We start from the raw sequence: 14,444 nt of genomic DNA, 5'->3' as shown, positions 1-14,444 counted from the left end.
TAAGTTTTTGTTAAGTAAATAAATCCCGGCATCCCATTAAACCTTTCACCTGCGCCACAGTCAAAGCGCATTTTCCTTTGTATTGAGAAAAATTCATTTCGGCTATTCCTATCTGTTAAAGAGTTGTTGTACCGAAGGCTAGCTTCCTTGTCGTCAGCTCATAGCAGCAAAAAAAATAGCACCCAATGGGTGCTATTAAAACAAATTATACCGGGCTTAAATAAGCGTTTTCAGTTTATTGACCACCTGGTCTATCTCTTCTTTGGTATTGTATTTTGAAAAAGAGAAGCGTACTGCTACCTGGTTGGGGTTATTGTTGATGGCCCTGATCACATGGGATCCCTGGTCTACCCCGCTGGTGCAGGCACTTCCACCTGATGCGCAAATACCGTTGATGTCGAGGTTGAACAGGATCATCTCTGATTTCTCCGTTTTAGGGAAGGAAACATTCAAAACGGTATAGAGGCTTCGGCCAAAAGTATCGCCATTGAAGGAAACACCCTTGATGTGCAGCTGTAACTGTTCCGCCATATATTCCTTAAGGCCCTGGATATAGATGCTGTCGTTCTCGTAATGATTGGTGGCCAGTTCAAGCGCCCTGGCAAAGCCTACAATACCATACAGGTTTTCCGTACCGGCCCTCATATTCCGTTCCTGAGATCCACCATGGATATAGGGTTTGATCTGTACGTTCTCATTAATGTAAAGCATTCCCACCCCTTTGGGGCCATGGAACTTATGGCCGGCTCCTGTAATGAAATGCACCGGGGTATTGCGCAGGTCGAATGGATAATGGCCAACCGTCTGCACTGTATCGGAATGGAAAATGGCATTGAACTTCTTGCAGATCTCGCCTACTGCATGAAGGTCGAGCAGGTTCCCGATCTCATTATTGGCATGCATCAGCGTAACGAGGCATTTTTCATCGCTGGAGGCCAGCAATGCCTCAAGGTCTTCCAGGTCCACATGGCCATTGGATAGCAGTTTTACATAACTAAGGGCAGCCTCACCATTCCGGTAGAGGAATTCCACGGTATGGGAAGTGGCGTGGTGCTCTATGGGTGAACTAATGATATGCCTGCAGCCCAGGTCGCGCACGGCGGCAGTAATAGCCGTATTGCTGCTTTCCGTACCCCCGGAGGTAAAGAATATTTCCGCCGGATGGGCATTCAGGATCCTGGCCACGGTCTTTCGGGCGTTCTCGATCGCCAGCCTGCTTTCCCTGCCGTAAGAGTAAATGGAGGAAGGGTTACCGAATTTTTCTGTCAGGAAGGGCATCATAGCTTCCAACACCTGGGGGTCCAGGGCTGTGGTTGCCGCATTGTCAAAATAGATCCTTTTCACTTTGCTAGGGTTAAATAAAAAAGCTTCCCTTAATACCGGGAAGCCGCAAAGTTCAGTAAATATTTTCAAATAGCCTTCCCCGGCTTGCGGGAGGGAGGCCGGCCTGCATCACATAAACTCCTTGATGTCCTGCATCAGGCGAAGGGCAATATTATTGGCCGTGGTTTCGAAATTACTTTCAGCATAGATCCTGATAATCGGTTCCGTATTGGATGTCCTGAGGTGTACCCAGTCCGAATCGAACTCGATCTTCAGACCATCTTCTGTATTCAGCGGTTGCTTTTTGTATTTCTTCTTGATCTTCTCGAAGATATCCACCACATTAATGCCCTTCTCCAATTCGATCTTATTCTTCGAAATGAAATAATCAGGGTAACGGGCACGGAAGGACTTGATGCCGTTCTTATGCTGGGAAAGTGCACTCAGGAATAGGCCGATACCAATCAGGGCGTCACGGCCATAGTGGAGGTCAGGAACAATGATCCCACCATTACCTTCCCCGCCGATCACTGCATTCACTTCCTTCATTCTTTTCACCACATTCACCTCCCCTACTGCTGATGGGAAATATTCCCCGCCATGCTTCAGGGTAATTTCCTTCAGCGCCTTGGTACTGCTCATATTGGAAACAGTATTCCCCTTGCGATGGCTCAAAACGTAATCGGCAACTGCCACCAGGGTATACTCTTCCCCAAACATGCTTCCGTCTTCACAAACAAAGCAAAGGCGATCCACATCCGGGTCAACGGCAATACCCAATGAGGCACCACGCTTCTTCACTTCTGCACTCAATTCGGACAGGTTCTCGGGCAATGGTTCCGGGTTGTGGGCGAACCGGCCGTTCACTTCACCGTTCAGCACCACCACATCTTCCACGCCGAGGGCATACAATAATTTGGGTATGGCCAGGGCGCCGGTTGAATTGATCGCATCCACTACTACCCTGAACCCCTTGTTCCTGATGCCTTCGCAGTTCACCAGGGGATAGTTGACAACCGCTTCAATATGCTTATCAATATAAGTATGGTTCGGGGTAATGGATCCAAGTTTATCAACAGCGGCAAAGCGGAAATCATCGCGGGAAGCGATATCCAATACCTGTGCACCCGCTTCTGCGGAAATGAATTCGCCTTCGCTATTCAATAATTTAAGTGCATTCCACTCCTTGGGATTGTGACTGGCCGTTATGATGATACCTCCATCCGCTCCTTCCCATTTCACTGCCATCTCAACAGTCGGGGTGGTTGAAAGGCCAAGGTCCACTACATTGATGCCTAGTCCTGCCAATGTTTGCTGCACCAGTTGGTTAACCATATCACCGCTGATCCTTCCATCCCTGCCGACCACTACCTTAGGGGTTTTATTCTGGTGGAGCAACATGCTGCCGTATGCAGCGGTAAACCGAACGACGTCGAGGGGGGTTAAATTTTCAGTAGGATGCCCGCCTATGGTTCCACGAATTCCAGATATACTTTTTATCAATGCCACGGTTCAAAGGTTTATATTCCAAAAATAAGCGATTCCGGTCTTGAGGGGCACAGATGTGGGTAAGTTATTCAGCCCGCGACGGGCAGGCGAAAGGATGTGGATAACTTCAATTTCACAAGGAAAGTGCCAAATTCATACAAATCGGGCAGTTGTAAATAATATGTTCATAACCTTGGCCACAATTCGGTTTAGCCCCTGTACTTTTGGAGAAATTTTGAAGGAATATGTCGACTGGAAGTTGGTTTCAGCATTGGTTCAATTCCCCTTATTACCATCAACTTTATTTTAAGCGCGATGAAGCTGAAGCAGCCCAATTTATCCATAACCTGATCGGACTGCTTCAACCTGCGGCCGGGTCAAGGATGCTGGATGTTTGTTGTGGGAAGGGACGTCATGCGAGAACCCTTGCCAGCCATGGATTCGATGTTACAGGGATCGATATTGCCAGCCATAGCATTGAGGAAGCCCTGCACTACCAGCAGGACAACCTCCATTTCTTTGTACATGATATCCGCCTCCCCTTTTGGATCAACTACTTCGATTATGCCTTTAATTTTTTCACCAGTTTTGGGTACTTCAAAACCGAAAGGGAGCATTACAATGCCATCCGCACCATTTCCCAATCCCTGAAACCCAATGGCACACTGGTACTGGATTACCTGAATGTCCATTACGCAGAAGACCACCTGGTACATAAACACGAAGAAGAGTTTGACGGTGTCAATTATTACATCACCAAATGGTTCGACGAAACCCATTTCTACAAGAAGATAGTAGTGGAAGATGATGCACTGGAAGCCCCGATAGAATACACCGAAAAAGTGGCCAAGTTTTCCCTTGGTGATTTCAATGATATGTTCTCCTTCCACAACCTGCAGATCCAGGAAGTATATGGCGACTATTCCTTCGGGCACTATGATGTCCGGAAATCACCCAGGATGCTGATGGTGGCCAGGAAAAAATAAAAAAGGGAAGTTTTGACACTTCCCTTTTTCATCGCTATCATTTTGTCGCTCCTTTCTTTTTGTTATTCAGCAACATGTAACGGGAGGTCTCGTAAAAGGCAGTTGACCAGAACTCAAAGTCCTGCGAAGCCGGAGCCTCGCCTGACTGGGGCCTGTCGATTTCTGCCCAGGCCATAACACTGGCCTTGCCCTGCAACTTCCGGTTATAGTAGTAGGGTGGCCGGATAACCCCGAGGGTCTTGTTGTTGTAGTCCATGATAAAAGCCTTGTTCGACTGCCCGCTATCAGCAGCCTGACGAGCCAGGAGGTCCCTCCCAAGGGTAGTATTGGTATAGGGGATATTGGCCACCCCTGCCAGAGTAGGCATCACATCTACCTGGGAGGCCGCTGCATGGATCCGCTGGGGATCAAGTTTTCCCGGTGCATAAACAAGGAAAGGCACATGGTTCGCAGAAAGACCATTATCCGTCCATGATTTGGGAAACAGGGGGCCTGCATTTCCCGCAATCCCATGATCCCCGATAAAGGCGAAGATGGTATTCTGGAAATAGGGCGATTGTTTAGCCGCTTCCACGAACTTCCTGAAACAATAATCTGTGTAACGGAAGGCATTTAGTTCCTCATTCGATTCGAACCCATACTTGGTAAGGCTGTCCTTCGGGAACTGCATCAGGCCCACGGCCTCCCTATCCTCTTCAGGAATGGTATACGGCCGATGGTTGTCAGCGGTCTGGATGATGGCAAAGAATGGATGCTTCTCCTTTTTCAACACCTTATCCGCTTCCAGGAAAAGATTCTTATCACTGATTCCCCAAACATCAATTTTGGGAACGGAATAATCATCTTCCTCATACAAATGCAGTCCCTGGATATTATTGGTGAGAATACCACGGATATTCGCCCAGCTGGTGCTACCGCCCAGGAAATAATATTTTTCATAGCCTTTGAAATCATTGATGATGGTGTGCTGGTCCACCATCATTGGGTTCCTGCTGGCCGTTTTGACCAATTCCACATCGGGGATACCGGTGATGGTAGCCCACACCCCTTTTGCCGTGCCGATGAGCGGGGTAAAACAATTATCAAAGAAAATCCCCTGCTTACAGAGCTCGGCGAAATAGGGCGTTGTATTCAGTGGGTTCCCCCACATGGAACTCTTGTATCCGCTAAAACTCTCACAGATCACGAGGACCACATTGGGCTGGCCATTGCCTTTCCAATTATAGACAGAATCGGGAGCCACATCCCTGGTAAAATTGAGTTGTACGCTATCCGGCCTGGTAACGCCCAGGTAATTGGCTACCTGGGGGTAGGCGGCCCTCACCTTAGCCAGGTCATAGGAGGATGTCCTGAACTTGAAGGAACTGAAAAAGGATTGGAGAGGGTTTAGGGCTATATTGGCATAGAAGTCATTACCCATGTTGAAGGCATCGCTCCAGCGGAGCGGGTACTGCCCTGCCCTTCCGAAAACAGCCAACCCTAACAAAAGGAAACAAGCCACCCAGCTCAATACCAGATTTCGTTTACTCACGCCAGGCCTGGCATTGCCGATGACCTTGTACAACCAAATGATCAGCCTGGCCATGGCCCAGGTCAGAACGGCTATCCCCAACAGCAACCGCAAAACGGGATAGGTTTGCCAGACCATAGTGGCAGAAATACCGGCATCTTCCAGGAAACTCAGGGCACTTGCATTAAGGCGCTGGTTGAGGTAGCGGTAATGGAGGAAGTCAATGATATAGAAGGAACTCAAAATAAGGCAGACAATAAAAAAGAAAACCTTCCAAAAAACAAGGGATCGCTTATTGCGGAAAGGGTCAAGGGCAGGTATAAGGGTAAGCAGGAGGACCAGTAAGCCAATGATGGCAACCACCCTCGCATCATAGCGAAAGCCCAGCCAGAAAGCCCTCCCAAGGGGTCCGTCAGCTGTTCCGGGCAATTTAAAAGTATAATAAGTAAACAATCGTGCTGCAGACATGGCCGCCAGTAAAACAAAGGCAATCCCTAACACCCACAGAACGATCCTTGAAATATTTTTCATAGTTGGCAAAAATCGGGATAATTTGAACTTCAATGAACAGTTATTGCTAACTGCTTATTTTTGTAAGTGTTAGACTATTCCATGGATCTGATCGACAGGCTATTACAATATGACAAGGAACTGATGATAAGCATCAACAGCAAATGGGACAACCCGGTGCTGGATTTCGTGTGCCAACACATCAGGGAAACCTATTTCTGGGCACCTCTCTACCTGTTCTTTATCACGCTGGCCGTGATCAACTTCGGTAAAAAAGGATGGCTATGGGTGCTGGCAGCCATTGCTACCGTCGCCTTAACGGACCAGGTCAGCAGCAACCTTATCAAGAACAATATCATCAGGCTGCGACCCTGCCGTGACCAGGAGATCGCCCACCAGATCCGTTTCTTTATCAATTATTGCCCAGGCAGCAGCAGTTTTACTTCATCACACGCAACCAACCATTTCGGGATCACCACTTTTATCGTGGCTACCCTCAGGCCCTACCTGGGCAATCCAATACTTTGGCTTTTCCTGGCATCGGCCGCTGTGTGCTACGCGCAGGTATATGTGGGGGTACATTACCCTATCGACGTAATTTGTGGCGCTACCATCGGAACAGCCATTGGCTATGGCATGAGCCGTATCTTCAACAATAAAATCGGCTTGCCAACCCTTTAATCTAATCCAATATACATGACTGAGATTCTATTAGTATTAGGTTTGATCATCATAAACGGTCTCTTTTCCATGGCGGAGATCGCCTTGGTATCATCCCGCAGGGCCAGGCTCGAAAGCCAGGCACTGAAAGGTGATGCAAGGGCAAAGGAAGCCCTGAAACTGGCCAGCCATCCGGATACTTTTCTCTCGACGGTGCAAATAGGCATCACCTTGATCGGTATCCTGACCGGTATTTTCTCCGGGGAAAATATCAAGGGCGATGTGGCTGCCTTTTTTGCCAATATCCCTGTACTCGCCCCCTACAGCAATGGTATCGCCACAGCTGTAGTGGTGATCATCATCACTTACCTCAGTTTGGTATTAGGGGAATTGCTACCAAAGAGAATTGGCCTCTCTGATCCTGAAAAGATCGCTAAAATGGTAGCTGCCCCTATGCGGGTACTCAGCAAGATCACCCATCCCTTCGTATGGCTGCTGAGCAAGTCCACCCATCTGCTGGCCAGGCTCATGAATATACAACCCAGCGACACACAGGTTACGGAAGAAGAGATCAAGGCCATCATCAGTGAAGGAACCGAACAGGGTACCATCGCAGAAGCAGAACAGGAGATCATTGAGCGGGTATTCCATTTGGGTGACAGGAATATCACCTCCCTCATGACCCATCGCAGTGATATCATCTGGTTCGACCTGAACGACAATGAAGTTTCTATTAAGGAAAAGATCGTCAAGGAACCCCATTCGGTTTACCCTATCTGTGATAGTGATCTTGACAATATTAAAGGGGTGGTTTCGATCAAGGACCTCTACATCTCCAATGACATGACCCTGTTCAAGCATATTATGAAGCCGGCCATGTTCGTGCCGGAGAACAATACCGCCTACAGGGTGCTGGAGAAGTTCAAGGAATCGAAGAACCACTCCTGCTTCATCGTGGATGAATACGGCAGCGTACAGGGCATGATCACGCTGAACGATATCCTGGAAGCCATTGTGGGTGATCTACCGCAACAAGACATACAGGATTATGAGATCATAGCCCGGGAAGATGGCAGTTTCCTTGTTGATGGCCAGATCCCCTTCTATGACTTCCTTTCCCGCTTTGAAATGACCGACTGGATGCATGAAGGTGAGCAGGAGTTCAATACCCTGGCAGGTTTTATTCTGCACAAGCTGGAGCGCATACCACAGACCGGTGATACCCTGGAATGGAAGGGCTTCCGGTTTGAGATCATTGATATGGATTCCCTCCGGATCGATAAGATCCTTGTCCATATTTCAGAAGAGATCAAGGAGAATATGGATGATTGAGCCTACCCTGCATATCCCCGTAATGTCCGGCCTGAGCTGCTTCACCTGGTAAGGTAGATCGGGATACTGGGTTACATATTGATCAAAACTCAAATATGGTCTTCGTATCAGGATATACCAGTTTATTGCTTTTCCGCTGGCCATTTACAGTAACATGCATGATATTGATCTGCTTATCGTAGGAATCGTAGAGCAAACTGTTGTTGATCTCCAGTTTTGAAACGGAGGGGATATTCCCCACCTGCACATAACACCAGGCCGCTTCCCTTTCCTTTTCATAACCAATATATTCCAGGCTTACCGGCTTACCATTGACCTTTAACTGAATGTGTTGCTGAAGGTAACGGGTGATCATCTGGTCAGTTGCGGCTTTGTCTTTGGGCTGCGCCAGGTCAACAATGGCATTATTTGATTTTTTCAGGGCGGACTCGAAATCATCCACGAAAAGTTTTACACTGATCTCAAGTGTTTTCTCCCCGGCATTGTGATTGATCTCCGTCACCCCAACATAGAAGGGGTGGAAAAGGGATACCAATCCAGCCATAAACCATTTAAACAAAACCAGCGCCATTGGACATTTATATTTTTCTAGGACAAAACTCTGAATTATTTTGTCCACTAGAAAACTTATGGCGGATTTTAACCTTTACTTCAGTCTTGGGGTGGACCATATCCTCACCTGGGACGCTTTGGATCATATTTTGTTTGTAGCGGCTCTGTGTTTGCGATACCAGTGGAAAGACTGGAAGCTGGTGGCCATCATGGTAACCGCTTTCACCATTGGCCATAGCATAACCCTTGCCCTAAGTGTGCTGGGGATATTCAAGCTTCCCGTAGCCTGGATTGAATTCCTGATCCCCCTTACCATCGCCGGAACAGCAGCCAATAACCTGGTAGTGGCCAGGAAGGAGCAAAAAGCCAGGTTCCCGGTGATTTATTTTTTCGCCCTGTTCTTTGGCATGATCCATGGACTGGCCTATGCCAACCTCCTGCTTGACCTGGAGGGCAATACCAACCTGACTTCCCACCTACTGGCATTTAACCTTGGAATTGAAGTTGCCCAGCTGTTGGTGGTAGCGGTAGTATTAACCTTATCATTTATATTCGTCCAATTATTGAAACTGCCCCGTTTATGGTGGATTGCCACAGTTTCAGTAATGATCCTGCTGTTTTCCCTGAAAATGGCGACAGAAAGGATCCCCGATACCGGAACAACTCAAACAGCATAATTACATGAGAAGACTACTTGTAGCATGTTTAGGGCTTTTGACCAGCAGTGCATTTGCCCAGAACATCCAGAACAATCCTGGGTCCAACCATGGTAACAAGTTCGAGCAATTGGGAACTACCCTTCCCACCCCGAACGAGTACCGCACCGCAAGTGGAGCCCCAGGCCCTAAGTATTGGCAACAGCGCGCAGACTACGACATCAAGGCAGAATTGGATGAAGAGAAACTGCGCCTCACCGGTTCTGAGACCATTACTTATTTCAACAACTCACCGGACGAACTCACTTACCTCTGGCTGCAGTTGGATGAAAACGAACACAGTTCCAAGAATAATGCTAACTACCAGGATCCCACCAGCATGGGTGCCCAGTCTGTTGACCTCATGATGAACAGGATGGAAGATGCTGAGAATGATTTTGGTGTAAACATCACCAAACTGACAGATGCCACCGGCAAACCACTGAAGTATGTGGTGAACAAGACCATGATGCGCATCAACCTGCCCACTCCCCTGAAGCCGGGGCAGAAATTCATCTTCAAGGTAGATTGGAACTACAAGATCTCCGACCGCATGAAAGAAGGTGGCCGCGGAGGGTACGAGTATTTCCCTGAAGATGGCAACTACCTGTTCACCATCAGCCAGTGGTACCCCCGTCTTTGTGTGTACAGTGATTTCCAGGGCTGGCAGAACCACCAGTTCACCGGTCGTGGTGAATTCGCCCTGACCTTCGGTAACTTCAAAGTGCAAATGACCGTACCCGCAGATCACGTGGTGGGCTCAACCGGCGAGTGCCTGAACTATGCCCAGGTGTTGACACCTGCACAAATGGCCCGCTGGCAGAAAGCCCAGACAGCCAAGGATGTAGTGGAGATCGTTACCCTGGATGAAGCCAAGGCCGCGGAAAAAAACAAGAGCAAGGCCAAGAAAACCTGGATCTACAAGGCCGATAATGTTCGTGACTTCGCCTGGACCTCTTCCCGTAAGTTTGTTTGGGATGCATTGCCCGCCAATGTGGAAGGCAAGAAAGTAATGTGTATGAGTTTCTATGGCAAGGAAGCCTATGGCCTCTACCGTCCCTTCTCTACCAAGGCAGTTGCGCATACCATCAAGACCTATTCCAAGTTTACCATTCCCTACCCTTACCCTGTAGCACAGAGTGTTGAGGCTGCTAACGGTATGGAATACCCGATGATCTGCTTCAACTACGGTCGTACCGAAAAAGACGGCTCTTACAGCGAGAACACCAAGTATGGTATGCTGGGCGTGATCATCCACGAAGTAGGCCATAACTTCTTCCCCATGATCATCAACAGTGATGAACGCCAGTGGAGCTGGATGGATGAAGGCCTGAACACCTTCGTTGAATACCTGACAGAAGAACTGTGGGACAATAAGTTCCCCAGTCGCCGTGGTGCAGCAGCCTATATCACCGACTACATGAAGCTTCCCAAGGACCAACTGGAGCCCATCATGACCAATAGTGAGAACATCATCCAGTTTGGCCCCAATGCCTACTCCAAGCCGGCAACCGGCCTGAACATACTCCGTGAAACCGTTATGGGCCGTGAGCTGTTTGATTATGCTTTCAAAGAGTATGCACGTCGCTGGGCATTCAAGCACCCCACTCCTGCTGACCTGTTCCGCACCCTGGAAGACGCCAGCGGTGAAGACCTGGATTGGTTCTGGAGGGGCTGGTTCTACAGCACGGATGCAACCGATATCGCCCTTGATTCCGTTCGCTACCTGCGTCCTGAATTTGGCGCTCCACCTTCAAGGGGAACTACCACTACCACTAAACTGGCCAAGCCCCAGGTGAATGCCTTCGAAGACATCAGCAAGGTTCGTAACCGTGAGGACAAGAATATTGTCTTTGAAGTGGACAGGGATACCACCCTACGTGATTTCTACTGGAGGTATGCAAGGGGTCTGGAGCCATACGATACCACTTCCTATTCTGTTCCCGTTCAAAACAACCTGGAGCAGGCGGACGATGCGTTGAAGGCCAAGTATGCCAACAAGCATATCTATGAGTGCACCTTCAGCAATAAGGGCGGATTGGTAATGCCCGTGATAGTTGAGTTCACCTATGCCGATGGCAGCAAGGAAGTTGACCGTATCCCTGCCCAGATCTGGCGTAAGAACGAGAACAAGGTTACCAAAGTCTACATCAAGGATAAGGAAGTAAAGTCCATTAAACTTGACCCCATGAAGGAAACCGCTGACATCAATGAAAGCAACAACAACTGGCCAGTGAATGCTGAGCCAAGCAAGTTCCAGTTGTACAAATTGAAGCAGGGGGTTCGCGGCCAGAGCACCGGTATCAACCCGATGCAAAAAGCCGAAGAAAAGAAGAAAGAAAAGAAAGCCTTCTAAATAAAGGATCCCCGCGAGATGCGGGGATTTTTTTTTACTGGAAGGTCAGACAATAGATGCAATACAGAAAGTTGACATCAATAGTCTCCTCAGCTATTCAGGCTATCTAATAGCAACTGGTGGAGCCATCCCGAACCAGGAATGTTCCCTTCATCAGTATGCTTAAAATCCTTAGTTTAGGCATATGAATGCCCGTTCTTTCCTTACCATCATTTTTACTGCTTTTTCATTGGCAGCAGCGGCCGCCAGCGTGGACACGGTTACTATCAATAGTGCCAGTATGCATAAAGGGATCAAGGCCGTAGTGATCATGCCGGATGCAAATGGTTCTACAGCTAAAAAATTCCCGGTGGTTTACCTCTTGCACGGGTATAGCGACAATTATGCCGGCTGGATCAACAAGGTTCCTAAAATAAAAGCACTGGCAGACCAGCTGCAAATTATCATTGTATGCCCCGATGGTGGATTCAGTAGTTGGTATTGGAACAGCCCGAAGGATAAGGACTATCAATACGAAACCCATATCACAAAAGAATTGGTACCCTATATAGAATCCCATTACCCGGCCCGGGCCGGGAGGAAGGCAAGGGCAATCACAGGCCTTAGTATGGGTGGACATGGTGGCTTTTGGCTGGGCATCCGTCACCCGGACTTGTTTGGGGCTTTTGGCAGTATGAGTGGTGGGCTGGATATCCGTCCCTTCCCCGGGAACTGGGACATCAGTAAACGTATAGGCGATACCAGTTGCTGTGCTGGGAACTGGGAGGAGTATTCGGTCATCAACCACCTGGCCGAACTAAAGGAAGGTCAACAACAGATCATCATTGATTGCGGACTGGGGGATTTCTTCCTCGATGTCAACAGGGCTACCCACCAGAAGCTGATGGAATTGAAGATCAGCCACGATTATATTGAAAGACCGGGCGCCCACAACTGGCAATATTGGGCCAATGCCATTGAGTACCAATTGCTCTTCTTCCGTAATTACTTCTATAACGGGAATTGATCAGGAAACTGCGCTGGGTTTGGGGACCTGCTCCATTTTCCCGAATAAATAACGGCCAAGCACAAACGCAGCAAGCAGGATAATAATGCTGAGGTAGCCTAACCACTCATAATGAAGGATCCTTCCCTCAGCATCATTCACTACCAGTAAGCCTGCTATGAAGGATGCTGCGCTGGTCCCGAATTGTTGCAGGCTGCTGTTAAAACTCATGAAGCCGCCACGTTTGGCCGGCTCCACCACATTGCTAACCATGGCCTGGGCAGTTACCCCCCTGCCGGTTGCCAACACAAACCATATCCCAAACAGTGCCAGCACCAGGGCAAGGGGCCACTTCGGCAGGTTGGTCAGGATATAAACCATCGCCAGTGAAAGGAAAATACAAATGGAGAAAACCTTCAGCTTACCATACTTATCCGCAAATCGCCCAAGGATATTGGCAGCGAAGAAAGAGGCCACCCCTCCTACCAGGTAAACCAAAGGGGTCTGTGATTTGGTATACCCAAGATTGAATTCCATGAAAGGGTTGATGAATGGGATGATCAGGAAATGCCCCATCATGATGAGGCCGGAAAACAATAGCGCCAGCACCTGTTTGCGGTTGGCAAGTACTTCAGTTAATACCTTCATTGGCCGTGCTTCCTCACTGGTATCAATATGCGCAGTAATGGCCGGGATATGTTTATTGAGCAGGGGCACCAGTGCAAGGCCCAGCACAGCCACCAGTATAAATGGCGCGTGCCAGGAGATGATATTGGCCAGGTAAAGGGCGAAAGGCACACCAAAAGTAGAAGCTACAGCAAAGGCCGACATTACTGCCCCCATTGCCTTACCCCGCTCTTCATAAGGAAAAATATCGCTGATGATGGACAATACCTGGGCACCGATCAATCCCCCGAACAGGCCTGCCACCAACCTTGCCAAAAGTAACAGGTGATAGGATGGCGCCAAGCCACAGGCCAGGGTACCCACCAGGAATCCTGAATAAGCGATGATCAGGACCTTCTTCCTATCGAACCTGTCCACAAAAAAAGCAGCAGCAAACCCACTGATCGCAGCGGAAAGCGTATAGGCACCTACCAGGTTGGTGAACTGCTTGGGATTGATGGAGAAGAAAGGCATGAGGTAATTACCCAATGGCATCATGATCATGAAATCAAGGATATGGGTAAAGTTCAGTGCCGCCAGCAGGAATAGTATGGTCTTGGTATTTCTGGGCAAATGCGGTGATTTGGTTGACAATTGGGGAATCCAAAAACCAAAGGTGCACAAAGTTTGGCAATAACCTTGTGCACCTTTTCCATACCCCAGATTGGGGTAAATATTTTGTTGCAGCGCCAACCGGTCAATAACTAACCGATCCATCCCGCACCCTCACTTTCTTCTTCCCGGAATTCTTCTTTTCAAATTCCAGCACTTCCTTGGGCTTCTGCACTTTCTTTGTCACAGACATGGTATCCCTGGCGAGCGTGGAAGGCTCATTGCCTTTCTCTATTTGTCCCAACCGGTAGAATTCGGTCTTTTGGACAAATCCTGTTCCAGGGTCATAATATTTCCAGGTCCCGTGCTTCAGGGATGAGCCTTCGTTCTTGACCACCACCTGTACATAATGATCGGGGTTGTTCACGTCTTCCACATCAAGGGTATCATACAACTTATCGGGATTGAAGGCACGCCAGCTCTCCTCCCGTACTACACTTCCGGCTATATTAAAGTACTGGCACATACCATCCTTATTACCCCAACGAAAATTCTCAATGGCAAGGAGGTCGCCCTGTAATGTATATTTCCGCCACATACCTTCCTTGCGTCCATCCTTGTATTCCCCTTCTTCCTCGAAACCAGGTTCCCCGCGAACAGATTCGATCCGTTCCACCCATGGTCCCTGCCTTTTATCGGCTATATCAACCCGGTTCAGGGTATCCCCTTTCACACCGATTATGTAGCTTTTCAGCTGTCCATAACCGTTGATGGAAATCATCAACAACATGACAAGAATACAACGCATAGTTAGTAAGTTTGGAACTAC

General features: G+C 48.5%; 12 protein-coding genes. 6 read left to right on the top strand and 6 right to left on the bottom strand.

The features are described from left to right. Positions 1–216: 216 nt before the first annotated feature. Both KJS94_RS03625 and glmM read right to left on the bottom strand, forming a co-directional pair. Positions 217–1,344, bottom strand: coding sequence for a cysteine desulfurase family protein (locus KJS94_RS03625; protein ID WP_214449042.1), 1,128 nt, complete (start codon positions 1,342–1,344; stop codon positions 217–219). A 108-nt stretch (positions 1,345–1,452) separates the two neighbouring features. Beyond that, positions 1,453–2,832 carry a phosphoglucosamine mutase gene (gene glmM / locus KJS94_RS03620; protein WP_214449043.1) on the bottom strand — a complete coding sequence of 460 codons (1,380 nt, stop codon included), beginning with the start codon at positions 2,830–2,832 and terminating at the stop codon, positions 1,453–1,455. A gap of 224 nt (positions 2,833–3,056) precedes the next feature. Here glmM and KJS94_RS03615 point away from each other — a divergent pair, with 224 nt between their 5' ends. Then, positions 3,057–3,797 (top strand): class I SAM-dependent methyltransferase, encoded by a 741-nt coding sequence (locus tag KJS94_RS03615; RefSeq protein WP_214449044.1) that lies wholly within the window; start codon positions 3,057–3,059, stop codon positions 3,795–3,797. 37 nt (positions 3,798–3,834) lie between these two features. On the opposite strand, the gene KJS94_RS03610 is transcribed toward KJS94_RS03615, so the two are convergent. After that, entirely contained in the window at positions 3,835–5,838 is a 2,004-nt protein-coding gene (locus tag KJS94_RS03610; protein ID WP_214449045.1) for an LTA synthase family protein, read from the bottom strand. An 81-nt stretch (positions 5,839–5,919) separates the two neighbouring features. Here KJS94_RS03610 and KJS94_RS03605 point away from each other — a divergent pair, with 81 nt between their 5' ends. Together KJS94_RS03605 and KJS94_RS03600 are read left to right on the top strand one after the other, a co-directional pair. Then, the gene (locus KJS94_RS03605; RefSeq protein WP_214449046.1) at positions 5,920–6,498 is read left to right on the top strand and encodes a phosphatase PAP2 family protein; all 579 of its coding nucleotides are present in this window, start codon (positions 5,920–5,922) and stop codon (positions 6,496–6,498) included. A 15-nt stretch (positions 6,499–6,513) separates the two neighbouring features. After that, a complete protein-coding gene (locus tag KJS94_RS03600; protein WP_214449047.1) occupies positions 6,514–7,809 on the top strand; it encodes a hemolysin family protein in 1,296 nt (431 codons plus the stop codon). Positions 7,810–7,891: 82 nt separating this feature from the next. Here KJS94_RS03600 and KJS94_RS03595 read toward each other — a convergent pair whose 3' ends face one another. Further along, positions 7,892–8,353 carry a DUF6702 family protein gene (locus KJS94_RS03595; protein ID WP_214449048.1) on the bottom strand — a complete coding sequence of 154 codons (462 nt, stop codon included), beginning with the start codon at positions 8,351–8,353 and terminating at the stop codon, positions 7,892–7,894. An 85-nt stretch (positions 8,354–8,438) separates the two neighbouring features. Here KJS94_RS03595 and KJS94_RS03590 point away from each other — a divergent pair, with 85 nt between their 5' ends. From KJS94_RS03590 to KJS94_RS03580, 3 genes are all read left to right on the top strand, one after another. Beyond that, on the top strand, positions 8,439–9,038 hold the full coding sequence (locus KJS94_RS03590; RefSeq protein WP_214449049.1) for a HupE/UreJ family protein: 600 nt from the start codon (positions 8,439–8,441) through the stop codon (positions 9,036–9,038). A gap of 4 nt (positions 9,039–9,042) precedes the next feature. Then, the gene (locus tag KJS94_RS03585) at positions 9,043–11,412 is read left to right on the top strand and encodes a M1 family metallopeptidase (RefSeq protein WP_214449050.1); all 2,370 of its coding nucleotides are present in this window, start codon (positions 9,043–9,045) and stop codon (positions 11,410–11,412) included. 184 nt (positions 11,413–11,596) lie between these two features. Continuing rightward, complete coding sequence (locus KJS94_RS03580; protein ID WP_214449051.1) at positions 11,597–12,418, top strand: alpha/beta hydrolase; 822 nt, start codon at positions 11,597–11,599, stop codon at positions 12,416–12,418. Here KJS94_RS03580 and KJS94_RS03575 read toward each other — a convergent pair whose 3' ends face one another. Both KJS94_RS03575 and KJS94_RS03570 read right to left on the bottom strand, forming a co-directional pair. Continuing rightward, entirely contained in the window at positions 12,419–13,636 is a 1,218-nt protein-coding gene (locus KJS94_RS03575) for an MFS transporter (protein WP_214449052.1), read from the bottom strand. 124 nt (positions 13,637–13,760) lie between these two features. Further along, a complete protein-coding gene (locus tag KJS94_RS03570) occupies positions 13,761–14,423 on the bottom strand; it encodes a toxin-antitoxin system YwqK family antitoxin (protein WP_214449053.1) in 663 nt (220 codons plus the stop codon). Positions 14,424–14,444: the final 21 nt, after the last annotated feature.

Source organism: Flavihumibacter rivuli (genome assembly GCF_018595685.2).
Taxonomy (GTDB): domain Bacteria; phylum Bacteroidota; class Bacteroidia; order Chitinophagales; family Chitinophagaceae; genus Flavihumibacter; species Flavihumibacter rivuli.
The sequence above is the reverse complement of the archived record's forward strand: the minus strand, read 5'-3'. Positions and strand labels throughout refer to the sequence as shown.

Bases quoted from the DNA above. Each gene is read 5' to 3' on its own strand.
- KJS94_RS03580 (WP_214449051.1), top strand. From the start codon at position 11,597: ATGAATGCCCGTTCTTTCCTTACCATCATTTTTACTGCTTTTTCATTG.
- KJS94_RS03605 (WP_214449046.1), top strand. From the start codon at position 5,920: ATGGATCTGATCGACAGGCTATTACAATATGACAAGGAACTGATGATA.
- KJS94_RS03615 (WP_214449044.1), top strand. From the start codon at position 3,057: ATGTCGACTGGAAGTTGGTTTCAGCATTGGTTCAATTCCCCTTATTAC.
- KJS94_RS03590 (WP_214449049.1), top strand. From the start codon at position 8,439: ATGGCGGATTTTAACCTTTACTTCAGTCTTGGGGTGGACCATATCCTC.
- KJS94_RS03585 (WP_214449050.1), top strand. From the start codon at position 9,043: ATGAGAAGACTACTTGTAGCATGTTTAGGGCTTTTGACCAGCAGTGCA.
- KJS94_RS03570 (WP_214449053.1), bottom strand. From the start codon at position 14,423: ATGCGTTGTATTCTTGTCATGTTGTTGATGATTTCCATCAACGGTTAT.
- KJS94_RS03600 (WP_214449047.1), top strand. From the start codon at position 6,514: ATGACTGAGATTCTATTAGTATTAGGTTTGATCATCATAAACGGTCTC.
- KJS94_RS03595 (WP_214449048.1), bottom strand. From the start codon at position 8,353: ATGGCTGGATTGGTATCCCTTTTCCACCCCTTCTATGTTGGGGTGACG.
- KJS94_RS03610 (WP_214449045.1), bottom strand. From the start codon at position 5,838: ATGAAAAATATTTCAAGGATCGTTCTGTGGGTGTTAGGGATTGCCTTT.